The organism is Haladaptatus caseinilyticus (genome assembly GCF_026248685.1).
Taxonomy (GTDB): domain Archaea; phylum Halobacteriota; class Halobacteria; order Halobacteriales; family Haladaptataceae; genus Haladaptatus; species Haladaptatus caseinilyticus.
On the sequence record NZ_CP111037.1, the window covers coordinates 42,535 to 61,022 of the forward strand.

Below are 18,488 nucleotides of genomic sequence, written 5' to 3' on the forward strand. Positions count from 1 at the left end.
AAAATATGGTTGTATTAGTGGCCAAAACCGGTGGGTTCGGCGTCAGGCGACACGGCGATACGACGTGCATCGACTCGGAAAAAGCGACGAACGAACGCGATTTCCACCTCGTTTCAGTTCGCCTCGTAAATCTTCTCGCCCCGATTCAGTCGGTCGGCGATGACGTAGGTTTGTTCCGCCTCCCTGCGGGTCGGGAAGTGGGCCGCCATGTAGCGGGCGAGCGAGATGAGCGCCAGTCGTGCTTCGTCTTCGTCCTCGCGGAGGTCGAACTGCATGAACGACGCCTCAAGATTCTGGAGCGTGTGGAACCCGGCATCTTCCCGTAGCAGGGCGCGTCCGAGCGTTTCCTTCAAATTTTTTGGGTCGCCGCCTGCCGCGAAGTGTTCCGCGACGATGGCGCCAGCCGCGTTGACCTCGCCCTCCTCGTCGAACGTTTCGAGCAGTTCCTCACGCAGGTCTGCCGGGTCGCCGTCGGAGGATCCGACGCTTGGGAGGGGTGTTGGCGGTGTGTTCAGGAATCGGTCGAGATAGACGCTCATCGCGCCCGCGAGAACGCCGCGATAGAGCGCTGTTGAACTCGCGCGTTTCGCGGCCTGTTGGACGGCGTTGTTGTAAGTGAAGGTGTGGTGGACGGTGTTCCAGTCGCTGAATTCGTTCGCCGTTCCGAACTGTGCGACCCGCATCACGGATGCGAACGACACGCGGTCCGCCAGCTCCTCACAGGTTGCTCCGCCACGAATCGCGTCGGTCAACGTGTCGAGGATCGCATGCGGGTCGTCGGAGAGCAGGGTTTCGGTGAAGTCGTCAGGTTCGTCCCACGTTCGACCGTCTCCCGCTTCGACCAACTCGTCGAGTTGGTCGTAACTGTCGAACAACAGCTCGGCGATATCGATGGGTTGTGTCCACGAGGAGAGTTCTTCGCTCCGTTGAGCGGTGGTGAGTCGCGGGATGACGCTCGGCAGGACGGTTTCGGCGTGCTCCCAACCGATGTGGTCCAGCAGTTCGAGAGATTTGTTGATGAAATCGAAGCTGTGTCCGGCGTCGAGATAGAGGTGGTCGGTTGCCGCGGCATACAGCATCTCCGAGACCTGTTCGGGTTCGAGGGTCGATATAGCGGTTTGGAGACAGCGCTCCGCTCCATCGTCGTCACGCACTTCCGCGCAGTCGCGGAACCACTGTCGGAGGCGGTTCGCCGAGACCGCCTCCGTCTCGAACGATGGTTGGTCGAATCGCGGCGATTCGCCCTGGCAATCCGAGGCGACGTGTCGGAGACCGGTATAGAGCGCCCGCGGTCGATCGTCATCCCGAAGGTCGGGAAAAACGTTCGCCATGCAGGCGTGAATCGTCAAGCCCGAACTCCATCCCTGCTCGCGATAGCGAGTCCCGAACTCGGCTCCGATTCGGAGCGGCTCGGATGCCGAAACGCCCTCGTTCGACAGACCGATGACCGACTTGGCCACGACGAGACGCAGGTTCTCCTCGAGCCCGGTTTCGAGTCGCTCCTTCCAATGCCGTTCGGGCGGGCTGTCCCGTTTCGGCGTGAGGTTCACGTAGATTTCACCGTTACGTTCCTCGATCGGAAACGTCTGTACGTCGTCCGCCCATGGGTCGAACGTACTGCCACAGGAGAGTTCGAATCGGGCGTGATGCCAGTGGCAGGTCAGGATTCCGTCCTCGACGCTCCCTTCGGTCAGCGGAAAGCCCATGTGCGGACAGCGGTTGTCCACCGCTCGAAACTCCCCTTCGTGATAGAACAATGCTAACGACCGGCCGTTTCGGTTTACCAGCAGTCGTCCTCCGTCCCTGAGTTCGTCGGCGTCGGCGACGCGGACGAACGATTGGTCCGTTGCCATGTGTGATGAATCGTCACACGGCACCAAAACGGTTCGCTGAAACGAATTGTTGTAGCCGTGGTGTCAGTTTGTCGCGCCCTCTCGAAGTCGTTCGTATCTGTCGGCGAACTGTCCCCGACAGGACGAACAACAGAAGTGGTAGAGTTCGCCATCGATCCGAGTGGACTCTCCCTCTTCCGTGACTGTGTTTCCACACTCTACACAGTCGGGTGCGAACTCGATGGTTCCCGGTTGGGGGTTCCATTCATCGTCAACGAGCAACTGTATGTCGTATTCGCGGACCGCATCTTCACCGATCGCGTCCGAGAGAAGTGTTTCGACGGCCCGTTCGTGTAGGGTCGCCTTGCAGACGATGTGGGCGTCGGCTGTAACGAAGACGTGCTCGACGCCATCGAACGACGCGAGAGACTCCCGAATATCACTGACGTGGCCCGGTTTGGCGTTGACAGTGACGAGGAGCGAAAGACCGTCAGTGAGGATATCGTGGTTCAACTCCGCAGTAAACCGGCGGATGACCCCTAATTCTTGGAGTCGCTCGACGCGGTCGGACACCGTCGGCGGTGACAGATCGACCGTCTCGGCGATTTCGTTGTACGGGCGGCGGGCATCCTTTACGAGCAACCGAATTATCTCCCGATCGGTATCGTCGAGCTGTCGCATTACACCTAGTTGGTGTGGTAGTATAAAAACAGTTTTCGATATATCGATTTGATCCGTGATTAGCCTCTGTATCTTCAGCCGAACAACAAATTCCACTCGTTTAGTAATTGAATTATCGCCACAAAAAACGACCCTCAGTTTTTTGCCGGTATCGAACCTTTCGAAACCGAAAAAAGTACTGCCGAACAACCGCCGTGTATGTCCACCACGATTCACGTAGACGGCATGAACTGCGGCCATTGTGAGCAGAGCGTCGTCGATGCGCTTACCGACCTGTCCGGCGTTTCCACGGCTATCGCCGACCACGAAGCAGGGACGGCCACCGTCGAAGGTGATGCTGACATCGACGAACTCGTCGCTACCGTGGAAAACGCGGGATATTCCGCGTCGGCCTGACCCCCGACTCGCTTTGTCGTCTCGACGTGGTGTCCCGGAGTCGAAACGCTTAGACGCCATCCGGCTAATTTCCGGCCATGAGTGACCTGTTGGTTCGTGCAGCACGCGGCGAACGCACCGAACGCCCGCCAGTCTGGTTGATGCGGCAGGCTGGCCGGTACATCCCCGAGTACCGCGAGATCCGCGAACAGTACTCCTTCAAGGAGGCTATCAAGACGCCGGACGTCGCTGAACGAATCACGCTTCTCCCGTGGAAGCTGTTCGAACCGGACGGATTGGTTATGTTCTCGGACATCCTCACCGTCCTCGAACCGCTTGGTTTCGAGTATCACATCGAGAGCGGGGTCGGCCCCGTCGTCTCGAATCCGGTAATGACCCCGAGCGATGTGCCGACGGAATCCGGCGACGTGGCGACCGAAATCGACTACGTCGGAAAACTGCTCACCCGCCTACAGGACAGTATCGGCGACCGGACCAGCATCATCGGTTTCGCGGGTGGCCCCTATACCCTCGCTTCCTACGCCGTCGGCGATGAACCGACGTCGCGAAAACCGATCCGCCGGTTTCGGGCGAACCACCCCGACGCCTTCCGCGACCTGTTGGAAGCGTTCACCGACGTGGTTCGTGAGTACGTCGAATATCAAGTCGAACACGGCGCGGATGTGGTGCAGGTCTTCGATACGTGGGCAGGTGTCTTGACGCCCGACGACTACCGCGAGTTCGTCCTGCCACTCCACCAGCGCATCTTCGATGCCATCGATGTGCCCTCTATCGTTTTCGCGCGCCATCCGGGCGGCAAACTGGATTTGTTGCAGGAATCGGGTGCCGACGTCGTGGGACTCGACTGGACGGTGGACATGGCCGACGCTCGGGAAACCCTGGGCGATATGCCCGTTCAGGGTAATCTCGACCCTTCCTATCTGCTCGGAAATCCCGAGTTCGTTCGCGAAAAAACTCACGAGGTTATCGAGAAGGCTGGCGATTCGGGACACATCCTGAACCTTGGACACGGTATCGATCGAAACACGCCCGTCAAGAACGCGAAAGCGTTCGTCGAGGCGGCAAAAGAAGTCGAGCGATACGGTGGTAACTGATCGCTACTTTCTCACACCTATCGACTCAGCTAGCACCGTTGCCAATCCCTTGGCTTCCCGAATCCGACTCGGGACGCCCATTCTGGCGGTGTAGTTCGTGGCGAGGTGGATGTCGTCCGGCGTCTCGAACTCCTCCAGCGCGTCCCACGAGGTGTCGTAGGCTGGAAATCCACGGTCGAGACGGCTAACACTCAACACATCCGCGTCCGCGTTCATCACGTCGTTGAACTCGCTTCGAGCGATTTTCCCCAGCGTCTCGTTGTTTTCCTCGACCAGTTCGGGGTTTTTCATCCCTCCGAGGAAAACCGTATACACCCCGTCTCTGTCGAACATGCTCGCGTTCCACGAAACGCCAAGGGTGTCGAGCCCTTCGTCATGACGAACCTGGTAACCGAATCCCTCACGGTCGCAGTCGGCACGGAGGTGGACCAGCGCGAGCGGATTGTAGTTGAGGCGAGTGAGTACGTTTGCGGATTCGGTGAGGGGTTCGAGGAGATCGGCACTGACCTCCGCGGTGGTGGTGAGGACGACTTCATCGACTTCGACCGTCCAGGATTCCGATCTGGAATCGGATTCGAGCGTTGATTCGGTTTCAAGGACGTAACCGCCACTGGAATTTCGGATTTCGGTGACGGCGGTTCCGAGATGGACACGTTTCGAATGTGCGTCGCAGAGGGCTTCGGGTAGCCGCTGAACACCCTCGTCGAACGAAATCGCTGGCGCCGAAGTTCCCCCGGACATCGCCCGCTTGAGAACGGGGGTGAGCAGGTCGCCGTATTTTTGCTCCATCAGCATAACGCCGGAGAGCGCATGCTTGACGGGCATTCGTTCCGGTTCCGACCCGTAAATACCGCCGAATAACGGGCCGATGAGGTTTCGGTAGGCTTCATCGCCGAACTTTCGGGTGAACAACTCTGCGGCGGTTTCGTTCGAGTCCGCCGGTTCAGTCTGTGGTTCTTTCAGCACGTCGAGTTTGCCACGCCACGAGAGCAAGTCGGTTTGGCCGAACTCCTCGATGGAAAACGGTGCTCGCCGAAGCTTTCCGTCGGCGTAGACGAATAGTTTCGTCTCTCCGGCTTCGATAACTTCGTCGTCCATTCCGAGGTCGGTAATGAGTTCGTCAACCGGGTCGGTTCTGCGAAGTCGTTGTGGCCCCCATTCTAGCAGACAGCCATCGACTCGCCCGCTCCGAATGACGCCGCCGGGTTCCGAATCGGCTTCGATGACGACGTACTCCATATCCGCCTTTTCGAGGTGGTGGGCGAGTGCGAGTCCAGTGATACCCGCGCCGACGATTCCGATCGTCATCGGTTGAACGGGGCGTTTAGGCACATCGCGCCCGGGGTGTCTTTGCAGTGACACTGGCGGAACTGATAGTAGGACGGGTCGAAATCCGCGACGAACGGCTCCACGAGGTCAGCGAGCACGTCTGAAAACCGCTTGTCGTCGTGGGGTACCGGGACCCGATAGAAGTCGAGACTGACTTCTTCGGCCTCTTCTCGGAGCTCGTCGTCCAACTCCGACAGCGTCTCGCTCTGCTCGTGCATGAAACTGATTGGTTCGATTACGACGCGCTCGGCGTCGATTTCGGTGACCACGTCCTCGACTTCGGGTTCGGTCCACGGAATCTTTCGGTTGCCGTGGTTTTGGAAGCCGATCGAGTACGATTCGACGCCAAGTTCGCTGGCCATCACGTCGCAAAACTCATCGACGTAGACGTCGTAGCGACTCCCTTCGTCGAGGTAGTGGGTCGGTGTTCCGTGTGCCGAGAAGACCAATTCCGTGTCTTCGTCCGCCAAATCGAGCCCCTGTTCGTCGGCATACTGCTGAATATTGCTCGCCCGAATTCGGTTGTACGTCGGATGTTTGTGCCAGCCAGTTATCTCGTGCACCGGTACGTCCCAGTTCAATTCGGCGACTGCGTCGGTCAACTCCTCCAGTGAGGCGACCGTCGTCGACGCACCACAGAGAGGATACACCGGCAGCCCGACGATTTGGTCAACGTCGTCCTCGTGTGCCTGCGCAACCGCATTGGCGATGAATGGTTCGGTAAACTGCATGCCGACGTAGGTTTTCGCATCGAGATTTCGCTCGTCGAATTCGGTCTGTAGTGCGTCCGCTTGTGCTTTCGCCTGTGGATCAAGCGGGGACCCACCGATTTCCTCGTACTCCTCGATGAGTCCTGGAGCACGTCGTTCGGCGAGTTGCTGGGAGCGGTCGAGTGCCTCTTCTTCGGTAGTATCGCCTTCCAAATCGGCGTTGTTCATAAAAATGCGCTCTAGATAGTCGAGAACGTTTTGTCGCGTCGGTTCCGCCGGTTCTCCGAAGTTGAGCACGACGACGCCGGTTGTCATAGTCGGTTCTCGGGTCGGATGAGCCGAATAGTTATCGCTTGCGGAAGCTGGGTTTCCCTTGGTTCATTAAAATCCTGCAACCCCGCACGAATCTCACGGAGCTAAAGCCACTCTTCGGCCCAGTTTTCGATCTCTTCGAACACCGGACTCAGGGAGTGTCCCTTCTCGCTCAAACTGTAGTAGGTCGCAATCGGCGCGTCGGCTTCGGTTCTCCGGCTGACGAACCCCATCTCGCCGAGGTCATCCAATACGCGCGAAAGCGTTCGAGAACTCGCTCCCGTAGAGCGCTTGAGTTCGTTGAACCGTTTTTCCCCCTCTTGAAGGTCGTGGAGGACGACAAGTCGCCACTGTGACCCGATTTGTTCGAACGATTCGACGACACAGCAGACGCCTTTTTCAGCTGATTCCGTGGACATTCGGATTCTCTGGTTACAGCTTTCCAGTGAATCCATATATTGGTTCGGGTTCGAATCAGGTTACGCGATGATACTACAACCCCTCGTCCTCCACTCGTCGCTGGTTCGCTTTCCGTTGGGCGATAGGTCGTGTCTAAATGACTACCATTCGTCATTAAAATCCTCCGTCGATATCATCCAACTTTTCACAATGAAGTTCATGGCCATACTCTCGCACGCGCACGCACGCGGTAACGTCGAATTACTCATCGGAAATCGACGATTACTGCATGTCGTGTCGAGTCTTGCCAAAGAGCAACTCATTCGACGGCCTTAAATGTAACCCTGCCATTCGTACAAATGCGAACGCCGCACGGTGGTCTTCCACCGAGTGGCCGCCCGAAATCCCATGCCCTTTATATGGGCTGGAAACGGGATTCGGGCGAAAGAAACCCAATCCAATGCCCTTAAGTGTATGGGGGCACTCGGATGTGATGTAGACGGCGTCCCTCGGTTTGGGACGAACGAAACACACTCGATCCGGTGCCTTTAAGTAATACGGGGCACTCGGAAAGGATGTGAACGCGCCCTCGGCGATCAGTCGCCGGGGGCGAGCGAAATCCGACGCCCTTAAGTATGAAAGGGGCTTCGGATAAGAACGCGAAGAAAGATACGACGCGATCTGCGGGGCGTTCAACTCGTCCCGCAATCTCGGACGATGGAGGTTCGAAGGGTTTAATACCCTTCTTCTCCTCCCATCAAGTCCGAAGGAAATGAGGATTCCACCCCTGCGGTCAGCCGTAAACGATGGGATCTGATGTCAGCCTTGGTAGTTCGGTGACACCTTGTCGGTTTACCGATGTGGTGTCTCGAACGATGTGATATGTGATACACTCTCTTTTGAGAGTGTCTCCGCCTAACATGCTGGACATTCGTCCAGCGGCATTCTGGTTGATCCTGCCAGAGGCCATTGCTATTGGAGTTCGATTTAGCCATGCTAGTTGCACGAATTTAGATTCGTAGCGGAAAGCTCAGTAACACGTGATTAAACTGCCCTATAGACCAGCATAACCTCGGGAAACTGAGGCTAATACTGGATAACGCTCCCAGGTTTGAACACCGGGAGCCGGAAACGCTCCGGCGCTATAGGATGTGATTGCGGCCGATTAGGTAGACGGTGGGGTAACGGCCCACCGTGCCGATAATCGGTACGGGTTGTGAGAGCAAGAGCCCGGAGATGGATTCTGAGACAAGAATCCAGGCCCTACGGGGCGCAGCAGGCGCGAAAACTTTACACTGCACGACAGTGCGATAAGGGAACTCCAAGTGCGAGGGCATATAGTCCTCGCTTTTGTGTATCGTAAGGTGGTACACGAATAAGAGCTGGGCAAGACCGGTGCCAGCCGCCGCGGTAATACCGGCAGCTCGAGTGATGGCCAATATTATTGGGCCTAAAGCGTCCGTAGCCTGCCAGACAGGTTCGTCGGGAAATCTGCTCGCTCAACGAGCAGGCGTCCGGCGAAAACCAGTTGGCTTGGGGCCGGAAGACCCAAGGGGTACGTCTAGGGTAGGAGTGAAATCCTGTAATCCTAGACGGACCACCGATCGCGAAAGCACCTTGGGAGGACGGACCCGACGGTGAGGGACGAAAGCTAGGGTCACGAACCGGATTAGATACCCGGGTAGTCCTAGCTGTAAACGATGCTCGCTAGGTGTGGCACAGGCTACGAGCCTGTGCTGTGCCACAGTGAAGACGTAAGCGAGCCGCCTGGGAAGTACGTCCGCAAGGATGAAACTTAAAGGAATTGGCGGGGGAGCACTACAACCGGAGGAGCCTGCGGTTTAATTGGACTCAACGCCGGACATCTCACCAGCACCGACAATAGCTGTGACAGTCAGTTTGATGAGCTTACTTGAGCTTTTGAGAGGAGGTGCATGGCCGCCGTCAGCTCGTACCGTGAGGCATCCTGTTAAGTCAGGCAACGAGCGAGATCCGCGTCCGTAATTGCCAGCAGCACCCTTGTGGTGGCTGGGTACATTACGGAGACTGCCGCTGCTAAAGCGGAGGAAGGAACGGGCAACGGTAGGTCAGCATGCCCCGAATGTGCTGGGCTACACGCGGGCTACAATGGTCGAGACAATGGGTTCCAACCCCGAAAGGGGACGGTAATCTCCTAAACTCGATCGTAGTTCGGATTGAGGGCTGAAACTCGCCCTCATGAAGCTGGATTCGGTAGTAATCGCGCTTCAGAAGAGCGCGGTGAATACGTCCCTGCTCCTTGCACACACCGCCCGTCAAAGCACCCGAGTGAGGTCCGGATGAGGCCACCATGCGGTGGTCGAATCTGGGCTTCGCAAGGGGGCTTAAGTCGTAACAAGGTAGCCGTAGGGGAATCTGCGGCTGGATCACCTCCTAAAGACCGGGATCGGGCCGACGGCCCGACCCACCTTAACCCGTCAGTTTTCACTGACGGATGGCAATTCACTTCGAGACGCGACTCGTCTACCGACGAGGCACCTATGAACTACCAAGGCTGGTTCCACGCCCTCAGTTGAGGGTAGCCTTCGCTCACTGGAGAGCACTGCTGCTGTGCAGCAGATCTCGGGTTCGACTCCCGTAGAAGGCCGTTCCGTGGATTGGTTCGAATCGTGCCCCTTAAGTATAAGGGGGCGAAAGGAATCAATCCCTACAACCGATGCACCAACCCGTGAAAACGTGGTTGGGAAGGGTTCGACGCACGCACTCGGCGACCACCGTGTCGTGCAATGACAACCGTATGTACGTGCAATCCAGGCGTCCACTGGACTCACATTACGTGAGTTATTACAGTGAATCCAATCCAATTATTACGTGGCTACTGTGCCACTTGGTGAATGGCTCGGCTCAAGCGCCGACAAAGGACGTGCCAAGCTGCGAAAAGCTACAGGGAGTCGCACGGAGACTAAGAACTGTAGATTTCCGAATGGGAATCCCCACCGCAATTGCTTCGCGCAATGGGGAACGCCGAGAACTGAAACATCTCAGTATCGGCAGGAAAAGAAAGCAAACGCGATGTCGCCAGTAACGGCGAGTGAACACGACACAGTCCAAACCGAAGCCTTCGGGCAATGTGGTGTACGGACTGACAATCAGCAACAGAACCTCTATCAGAAGTCTTCTGGAACGGAGCATGAAACAGGGTGACAATCCCGTACGATAGACCACTATGTTGTGCGTCAGCTCCCGAGTAGCGGGGGTCGGAAATCCCTCGTGAATATCGCGGGCATCGACCGCGAAGACTAAATACGTCTTGAGACCGATAGCGAACAAGTAGCGTGAGCGAACGCTGAAAAGCACCTCGAAAAGAGAGGTGAAATAGGGCCTGAAATCAAGTGGCGATGGAGCGACAGGGCATACAAGGCCCAACAGAAAACGACCCGGGTGCAAACCCGCAGTAGGAACTGTTGGGAGCCGATGTTCTGTCGTACGTTTTGAAAAACGAGCCAGGGAGTGTACCAAATTGGCGAGCCTAACTCGAGCATCGAGGCAGGCACAGGGAAACCAATACGACCGCAGCACTTTGTGTGAGGGTCACCGTCTTCAAGGGCGGGGAGTCAATTGGGTACGACCCGAAACCGGATGATCTACGCATGGGCAAGGCGAAGCGTGGCGAAAGCCACGTGGAGGCCTGCTAGAGTTGGTGTCCTACAATACCCTCTCGTGACCTATGTGTAGGGGTGAAAGGCCCATCGAATCCGGCAACAGCTGGTTCCAACCGAAACATGTCGAAGCATGACCTTCGCTGAGGTAGTTCGTGGGGTAGAGCGACCGATTGGGAACGCCGCCTCCGAGAGGAGTCGGCCTCCCTGTCAAACTCCAAACCTACGGACGCCGCTGACGCGAGGAATCCGGTGCGCGGGGTAAGCCTGTGTACCGTGAGGGAGACAACCCAGAGCTGGGTTAAGGTCCCCAAGTATGCGCTAAGTGCGATTGAAGGTGGTCGCAAGCCCTAAACAGCCGGGAGGTGAGCTTAGAAGCAGCTACCCTCTAAGAATAGCGTAACAGCTTACCGGCCGAGGTTTGCGGCGCCGAAAATGATCGGGGCTCAAGTGCATCACCGAGACCTGGCGGCACTCTTTACCGAGTGATCCAGTAGGTTGGCAATCTGAATGGGTGGAAGTACGGGTGAGAATTCGTATGGACCGTTCAGTTTAGAAAATCCTGGCCATAGTAGCAGCGTTAGTCGGGTGTGAACCCCGACGACCTAACGAGTAAGGGTTCCTCAGCAATGCTTATCAGCTGAGGGTTAGCCGATCCTAAGTCCCATCGCAATTCGAGTGGGACAACAGGGAAACTGGTTAATATTCCAGTGCTAAACACCATTCAAAGCCGACGCCTCAGGAAACACCAAGCCGGGCTTTCGCCCGGTCGAATCATCCAACTCCGTGGAAGCCGTAATGGCAGGAAGCGGAAGAATGTTGAGATAGCGAAAGTTGGTGGTACCCGGGGCCCGTGAAAAGGCGAGTGTGTTAATCGTACCGAGATCCGACACAGGTACTCTGGCGGTGAAAGCCAAGGTCTGTCGGGATCAACCGACGTTAGGGAATTCGGCAAGTTAGTCCCGTAAGTTCGCGATAAGGGATGCCTGCCCTGTATAAGGGCAGGCCGCAGTGACTCGGACGCTCCAACTGTCTAGTAACAACATAGGTGACCGCAAATCCGCAAGGACTCGTACGGTCACTGAATCCTGCCCAGTGCGGGTATCTGAACACCCAGTACAATGGGACGAAGGACCCGTTAACGGCGGGGGTAACTATGACCCTCTTAAGGTAGCGTAGTACCTTGCCGCTTCAGTAGCGGCTTGCATGAATGGATCAATGAGAGCGTCACTGTCCCAACGTTGGGCCCGGTGAACTGTACGTTCCAGTGCGGAGTCTGGAGACCCCCAAGGGGAAGCGAAGACCCTATAGAGCTTTACTGCAGGCTGTCGCTGGGACACGGTCGCTACTGTGCAGCATAGGTAGGAGCCATTACACAGGTACCCGCGCTAGCGGGCCACCGAGGCATCAGTGAAATACTACCCGGTAGTGACTGTGACCCTCACTCCTGGCGGAGGACACCGGTAGCCAGGCAGTTTGACTGGGGCGGTACGCGCTCGAAAAGATATCGAGCGCGCCCCAAGATTTCCTCACCCGAGTCGGAGACTCGGGAAAGAGCGCAAGAGCATAAGGAAGTCTGACAGTGTCCTACACAACGAGGGACGCTGACGCGAAAGCGTGGTCTAGCGAACCAATGAGCCTGCTTGATGCGGGCCATTGATGACAGAAAAGCTACCTTAGGGATAACAGAGTCGTCACCGGCAAGAGCACATATCGACCCGGTGGCTTGCTACCTCGATGTCGGTTCCCTCCATCCTGCCCGTGCAGAAGCGGGCAAGGGTGAGGTTGTTCGCCTATTAAAGGAGGTCGTGAGCTGGGTTTAGACCGTCGTGAGACAGGTCGGCTGCTATCTATTGGGGGTGTTACGGTATCTGACGGGAACGTTCGTATAGTACGAGAGGAACTACGAATGGGTGCCACTGGTGTACCGGTCGTTCGAAAGAGCGCGTGCCGGGCAGCCACGCACCACGGGGTAAGAGCTGAACGCATCTAAGCTCGAAACCCACCTGGAAAAGAGATACCACCGAGACCACTCGTAAAAGACGAGTTCGATAGGCTCGGGGTGTACGCACCGAGGCAACGAGGTGTTCAGCCCGCGAGTACTAATCGGTCAACGCCACACAATCATACCGCATATTGGAATTCACATTCACGAAATGTGAGTCCAGGCGCAAACTGGATTGCACGTAATCATACGGTTCATCATCGAACCATCGACGATTGGTATCATTATCACGGTTCGATTCCGTGAGTCGACGTTAAGGCGGCCACAGCGACAGGGTCACACCCGTACCCATCCCGAACACGGTAGTTAAGCCTGTCTGCGTTTCGGTCAGTACTGGAGTGCGCGAGCCTCTGGGAAATCCGATTCGCCGCCTCCATTCATACTTCATTTACCCCATCGAGAGCGTCCGCTCTCAGTGGGGTTTCGCTATTTATCGAGAGCCGTGCGTATCGACGTTGCACGGTGACACATCCGCTTCAAGCAGTCATTACTATGTCTCTGATGCATACGGTCGGCTTTCGGAGGGAAATTACGAAGCGAAATTCCGCTCGTGCCGTGGTGAGCGCCCGCGATTTTCAGTACAGTGAGCAGTTTGGCCTTCGTGTAGTTTTTAAATAATAAAGCAGTGCTGTTGTATGGTCGATGATGGAGCATCGGGTAGGTGGTCGCGCCGTCGAACACTCACGACGGTTGGTGGGATGTGTTCGCTGGCTAGCTCACAGAGTCGAAACCGGGTAAACCAGTACGAGAGGGGCGACCCAGCGGAAAGACGAGGATGCGGCATCCGATTCGTGGCGTGTTTCCTCGGTTGTTCACGGTTTGCAGTCGCTTCGCGACTGCTCACCGCCGGTGATCCCATCTCGTTCTCGCCTGTCCACTCGCGTTCTCGAAGGCCCTTTTACGCTGCTTCGAACGGTTGGTTATCGGATCGGTCGGTTGTGAGATCGGCCCTATCTGTGCCCGCAACCCCGACTAACGGCCCGCTTATGACGTGCCGAGGTTGGTGGTCTTTCCCTGAATTTTGAAAGGCTGAATAGTTTTCGATAGCAGGCGATGGCAATGATATTTAATATGCAGTCCCAAAATAGGAGACGTAGGAATGGTCTCCATCGACTCGTCGTCTGCCGGGCGAAAGTTTCTCCTCGTCGCCCCATTGATACTTCTCGTCGTATTGACTCTCGCCGTCGATTTCGTGGAACTCGGTCCGCACGATAATCAAGCCGGACCGAACTCGGGCCAGGCGAATGCACTCTCCCACTGTCGGACAATTTCGCAACCGGGGGAGTATACCCTCACCGATGACTTCGGCGGTGCAACCGGGTTGGCGAGCAGTTGCATCGTGATAAATTCGAGTGACGTTCTGATAAACGGATCCGGTCACACCATCAAAGGACGAGGCGTCACTGACACCACGGGAATTCTCGTCAACAACGAATCAGGGCTATCAAACGTGACGATTCACTCCGTTCGGGTCGAACAGTGGAATCGCGCGATCCATCTCAGAAACGCCTCGGATGTGACGATTCGGAACGCGAGCACGGCCCGGAGTTCGACCGGCATCACGGTCTGGAACGGAACCGACGTCACCGTGAAAAACACGTGGGTCGCTCGCAACCTGTTCGGCGTCGTTGTGGATAATCGAAGCCAGCAGGTGAACCTCACTAAGGCGCGGTATCACAAGAATTTCGCCGCGAACAGCACGCGCGGAACGGGCGAGGTGTAGGGTCGGACGGTTATTCTGGTTGTTCGTCACCCGGTGCGATCGTTTTCTTTTTCTTGACGACCTCGGCCCAGTCGGGGTACTCCGTCCGTTCTTCACCCTCGTAGTCCGGCTTCCCGGACATGGCTTTGATGCTTCGCGCATCGTCCAGATCCCAGACGGCCCCATCCTCGTGGAACAGCCCGTTGAGTACGCCGTGTTTGCGGAGGTAGAGCGAAAACGCCGGTTTGATCATCAGCGACCAGAAGAAGTTCCCGATGCCCGATCGTTGAATCGTCGGCGCGAGCGATGCGTAGTCAGGAACTGCGGCTTCGCCGGACACCTCGGCGAAGAACGAATCGCCGGGCCGGATTCGCTGCCATTCCGAGAGCCATACTGGTGCACCGATCTTGTCTTGGATGTGGTTTGCCTGTCGAAGCACGCGCTCGTAGAGCTCGGGCGAACGCGCGAAGTTGTAGTGGAACTGAAGAATATCCATTCCCCAGTCGAGATAGTCGGTGTTGTTCGCCAGACTGGTTGACCCTACGGTCAGCGGCAGTTCGCCCTGATACAGCGTGAGCGTCTTCGACATTTCACGGAAGAAGCGGACATCCTTCTGGTTCCACCCGGGTTCGTTGGTCAGCTCGATGGCCAACAGTCGCTCGTCGTTGCGATAGCGCTCCATGAACCAGACGATGAAATCGCGCGGGTTGTCCCACAGGGCTTTCTCCGCCATCGTCCTCGTCGAGGGTGAGAACGCCTGGACTGCGGTTCGCGGGTCCTCGTTGATGAGGTTTTCGTAGGTTGGTTCTCGCCCGACGCTGTCGAACAGGCCGAGGAGGACGCGCATCCCGTAACTGTCGGCGGTGTCCAGAAAGTGTTCCAGTGCTTCCCGGTGTCGTACCGGATTTTCGAGCCAGTATTCGTAACTCATCCACGTCCGGATGGCGTTCAGATTGACACTGTCGGCATATCCCAAGTCACGTTCGATAACTGCCGGGTCGTAGTCCCGCCACATCTGGTATCGGTTGAACGCTCGTGCCGGGATGTATATCGCGCCACGAACGTCCACCGGAGCGTCGGTATCCGGCGGGAGATTGACCGCAGTTCGGCGCTTTTTTCCGTGTCGATCCGGACTGGAGGTTCCGAACGTCGATGTGCTTCCCGCGATAGTGGGAAATCCGCCAGCACTCGCACCGATTCCTGCGAGAAACTGACGGCGACCAACTCGTCTGCTCATACCCTTTCTTCGAACCGAGGGGTCAACAAACTATTCCTCTCCGGAGGCTTCGTCCAACGGTTTGTGTGGGGCGAAGGGGCACGATTCGGCCATCGATTCGACCCGCTCGTTTCGGTGATGTCCACCACTGTGGATTTCCCGGCCGTTTTCACAATGCTGGTGATAGGTTAGCAAGGTCGTAACCATTCATTTCGTTCACTGTCGGTTCGGAGTTTGACCCGTCGGTTTCCTCCGTTCCGAGCGCCAACGTTGGGGACGCCGACCTACTTAGCCGATATCTAATCCGGTTTCGACCGTTCGGAAACGAGAACGGTCGGTGGTCATCATAAGCCCTGGGCGTCCATACATCAGTGCGTCACACGAACGCTACTGTGCGATCACCCCGAGTCAGAAACGCCTGTCATCTCGGCCGATATTTTCGTCGGCCGTCTCCGACCAGTTCGAGAATTTCCCACGACACACTCAGCCTTCCACCATGACGAACACGACACATCTGCTCAAGGAACTGCTCACGGTCATCACGATGCTCACGACGTTCGTGAGTACGATTACGGAAATGGCACACATCACGAACACGCGACTCGTCATCGTCGTTTTACTGGCCTGTCTCCTCGGATTGACCCTGTACGTGCGCGACTGAGTCACGACGCGGTTCGATTTGCAATTCGTCGGGAAGGGATGCCGTTCCGGGCAAGGGTATTTTAACTCCGTAGTTGAACGGGGACTGGGGAGAACGTGTCAGTGTATCCTACCGATACGGGTAGCGTCGTCCCGCCGCTTTCCGGTGAGCAGTTGCTCTTTCTGTTCGGACAGCTATTCGTTCTCCTGTTTACCGCCCGCGTTCTCGGCGAGACCGTGAGATATTTCGACTATCCGTCGGTGCTGGGCGAACTCCTCGCTGGTATCGTCCTCGGGCCGTCGATACTGGGAACGCTCGCGCCGGGGCTTTTCATCTCACTCTTTCCGCCGCATCCGTCTCAGTATCATCTGCTCGAAGCCGTTTCGTGGCTCGGTTTGCTTATGCTGCTTGTCATCACCGGCTTCGAGACCGACCTTGACCTCATCGCCAGTCGTATCGGTCGTGCGACCTCGATTGCCAGCACGAGCATCGTCGTCCCATTCGTTCTCGGGTTCGGTGTCGCGTGGGTGCTTCCATCCACGTTTCTTGCGGCGGAAGGTGACCGATTCGTGTTCAGCCTCTTCATCGCCACCGCACTCAGCATCTCGGCGATTCCGGTCATCGCGAAAATCCTTCTCGACCTCGGCATCATCGAACGGGAAATCAGCCAACTGATCATCACGTCGGGGATGATAGACGACACTGTCGGGTGGATCCTCCTCGCCGTTGTCGCCGGGCTCGCGCGCGGCCAGGGGGAAACCGTAATAACGGCCGCGGGGACGAGTATCTTCTTCCTCGCCGTTTTCCTCCTGCTGGCGTTCACCATCGGTCTCCGATCCGTCGAACGTCTCATTCGGTGGGTCGATAGCACGTTCAATAGCGACCTCGCGCTCGTCACGACGGTCATGATTTTGGCGCTCGGCGTGGGGACGCTCACGCACGCACTCGGACTGGAAGCGGTACTCGGCGCGTTCGTCGTCGGCGTTCTCGTCGGTCGGGTCAAACGCTTCGACCAGGAAGTGCGCCACGTATTCGAGGTCGTCACGCTCGGAATCTTCGCGCCGATATTTTTCGCCATGGCAGGGCTTCGCGTCGATCTGACGGCGCTAGCCGATCCCTCGGTGTTACTCGTCGGAAGCCTGGTGTTGGGGATCGCCACCATCGGCAAGTTCAGCGGCGCGTTCATCGGCGCGCGCCGCGTCGGACTGTCGAACTGGGAGGGGATCGCCATCGGTGCGGGATTGAACGCCCGGGGCGCGCTGGAGATAATCGTCGCGACGGTGGGTCTCAGCCTCGGTGTACTGAACGGGACGATGTACACGATAATCGTCGTCATCGCAATCGTCACGTCGTTGTCGGCACCGCCGATGCTCCGTTTCGCTCTCGATCACGTCGAACTCTCCGAGGAGGAAACGAGACGATTGCGGCACCGAGAGCGGGAGGAACGGAGTTTCCTCGGGACGCTACAGCGCGTCCTCCTTCCGACGCGCTGTAGCGTCCACGCGCAACTCGCGGCGCAGCTGCTCGGTCATCTCGGTCGAAATCGGGACCTCGAAGTAACGAGCATGTACGTCGTCAGGAGCGAACCCAAACAGACGTCCTTCTACGAACGAATACGCGCGTTGTTTTCGACGTACGGCTTCGATACGCCCCGAACTCGAAGTAACGGCGGTGACACCCCATCCGCCGATGTGGGGGAGGACACCGTCGCGGAGAGCTGTCTCGACCTCACGACTCGACAGCTGTCGCTTCCGGAATCGGCGACCAGTACCCAGATCCGCCGCACGCGAGGGCCGGTAAGTGAAGCCGTCGTCGGGGAACTTCACCGCGGGTACGACCTCCTCGCGTTGGGAATGGGAACCGGAGGTGAAGCGAGGGGCGGACGTGACGGGAGCGGACGACCACTGTTCGAACTGGGTATCGAGGACGTGCTTCGAGCCACGCCGACCCCGATCATGGCCGTGAATGCGAACATCCAGAACGAGCGCCGGCCGCTCGATCCGGTTCCGATCCGACGAATCCTCGTTCCGACGGTCGGAACCGAGTACAGTCGTCACGCGGCCGAAATCGCCTTCGAAATCGCACTCGACTGCAACGCGCTCGTAGAAATCGTTCACGTCGTCGACCTTCGGCGGCTCCGTGAACTGTTCGTCGGCGAAGCGGACGTGTCCGATGCGGTCGATATCGGCGCGGAAATCGTCGACAGGGAGGCGACACTCGGCCAACAGCTCGGCGCGGAGGTGTTGACCGACGTCCTCGTGAGCGAGCAACCGGAGCGCACAATAATCGAACGAGCGGCGGCGAACGAGGCCGACCTCATCGTGCTCGGGAGTGAACTCCGGTCCCTCTCACGGCGCGCGTTCTTCGGCTATCCGGTCGAGTACGTGCTGAAAAACGCACCGTGTTCAGTCGCGGTCGTCAGTTCTCGATAGCCAGCCCACACCCGTGCGCTTTCGGTCAGAACTGATGAGGTTGAGATAGCTATGGCGGAGGAAGTATCCCTCGAAAAGGTTCATACTCGAAGGGTGATTCCA

The 18,488-nt window shown here is 57.4% G+C and carries 11 protein-coding genes and 3 rRNA genes; 8 read left to right on the forward strand and 6 right to left on the reverse strand.

The window, feature by feature from the left end; genetic code table 11:
• Window positions 1–113 precede the first annotated feature (113 nt).
• Together OOF89_RS14535 and OOF89_RS14540 are read right to left on the reverse strand one after the other, a co-directional pair.
• A complete protein-coding gene (locus OOF89_RS14535; protein WP_266080305.1) occupies window positions 114–1,853 on the reverse strand; it encodes a Rieske (2Fe-2S) protein in 1,740 nt (579 codons plus the stop codon).
• A 63-nt stretch (window positions 1,854–1,916) separates the two neighbouring features.
• Complete coding sequence (locus OOF89_RS14540; protein ID WP_266080307.1) at window positions 1,917–2,513, reverse strand: AsnC family transcriptional regulator; 597 nt, start codon at window positions 2,511–2,513, stop codon at window positions 1,917–1,919.
• Window positions 2,514–2,711: 198 nt separating this feature from the next.
• On the opposite strand from OOF89_RS14540, the gene OOF89_RS14545 reads away from it, so the two are divergent.
• Window positions 2,712–2,909 (forward strand): heavy-metal-associated domain-containing protein, encoded by a 198-nt coding sequence (locus tag OOF89_RS14545; RefSeq protein WP_266080309.1) that lies wholly within the window; start codon window positions 2,712–2,714, stop codon window positions 2,907–2,909.
• A gap of 77 nt (window positions 2,910–2,986) precedes the next feature.
• A complete protein-coding gene (gene hemE, locus OOF89_RS14550; protein WP_266080311.1) occupies window positions 2,987–4,003 on the forward strand; it encodes a uroporphyrinogen decarboxylase in 1,017 nt (338 codons plus the stop codon).
• Window positions 4,004–4,006: 3 nt separating this feature from the next.
• On the opposite strand, the gene hemG is transcribed toward hemE, so the two are convergent.
• From hemG to OOF89_RS14565, 3 genes are all read right to left on the reverse strand, one after another.
• On the reverse strand, window positions 4,007–5,311 hold the full coding sequence (hemG, locus tag OOF89_RS14555; protein WP_266080313.1) for a protoporphyrinogen oxidase: 1,305 nt from the start codon (window positions 5,309–5,311) through the stop codon (window positions 4,007–4,009).
• Window positions 5,308–6,357 carry a ferrochelatase gene (gene hemH / locus OOF89_RS14560; RefSeq protein WP_266080315.1) on the reverse strand — a complete coding sequence of 350 codons (1,050 nt, stop codon included), beginning with the start codon at window positions 6,355–6,357 and terminating at the stop codon, window positions 5,308–5,310. The genes hemG and hemH overlap by 4 nt, the downstream gene beginning before the upstream one ends.
• 101 nt (window positions 6,358–6,458) lie before the next feature.
• Window positions 6,459–6,773, reverse strand: coding sequence for a winged helix-turn-helix transcriptional regulator (locus tag OOF89_RS14565; protein WP_266080317.1), 315 nt, complete (start codon window positions 6,771–6,773; stop codon window positions 6,459–6,461).
• Window positions 6,774–7,696: 923 nt separating this feature from the next.
• On the opposite strand from OOF89_RS14565, the gene OOF89_RS14570 reads away from it, so the two are divergent.
• The 4 genes from OOF89_RS14570 (at window position 7,697) to OOF89_RS14585 (ending at window position 14,119) form a co-directional block, all read left to right on the forward strand.
• Window positions 7,697–9,167 (forward strand): 16S ribosomal RNA (locus OOF89_RS14570).
• 431 nt (window positions 9,168–9,598) lie between these two features.
• Window positions 9,599–12,516, forward strand: a 23S ribosomal RNA gene (locus OOF89_RS14575).
• A gap of 134 nt (window positions 12,517–12,650) precedes the next feature.
• Window positions 12,651–12,772: ribosomal RNA gene (gene rrf, locus OOF89_RS14580) — 5S ribosomal RNA — on the forward strand.
• Together the 16S, 23S and 5S rRNA genes form the textbook arrangement of a ribosomal RNA operon.
• Window positions 12,773–13,495: 723 nt before the next feature.
• The gene (locus tag OOF89_RS14585) at window positions 13,496–14,119 is read left to right on the forward strand and encodes a right-handed parallel beta-helix repeat-containing protein (RefSeq protein WP_266080319.1); all 624 of its coding nucleotides are present in this window, start codon (window positions 13,496–13,498) and stop codon (window positions 14,117–14,119) included.
• A 10-nt stretch (window positions 14,120–14,129) separates the two neighbouring features.
• Here the strand turns inward: OOF89_RS14585 and OOF89_RS14590 are convergent, their stop codons facing one another.
• The gene (locus OOF89_RS14590) at window positions 14,130–15,335 is read right to left on the reverse strand and encodes a glycoside hydrolase 5 family protein (protein ID WP_266080321.1); all 1,206 of its coding nucleotides are present in this window, start codon (window positions 15,333–15,335) and stop codon (window positions 14,130–14,132) included.
• Between the two features lie 475 nt (window positions 15,336–15,810).
• Here OOF89_RS14590 and OOF89_RS14595 point away from each other — a divergent pair, with 475 nt between their 5' ends.
• Together OOF89_RS14595 and OOF89_RS14600 are read left to right on the forward strand one after the other, a co-directional pair.
• Window positions 15,811–15,975 (forward strand): hypothetical protein, encoded by a 165-nt coding sequence (locus OOF89_RS14595; RefSeq protein ID WP_266080323.1) that lies wholly within the window; start codon window positions 15,811–15,813, stop codon window positions 15,973–15,975.
• A gap of 101 nt (window positions 15,976–16,076) precedes the next feature.
• A complete protein-coding gene (locus OOF89_RS14600) occupies window positions 16,077–18,386 on the forward strand; it encodes a cation:proton antiporter domain-containing protein (protein WP_266080325.1) in 2,310 nt (769 codons plus the stop codon).
• Window positions 18,387–18,488 lie beyond the last annotated feature (102 nt).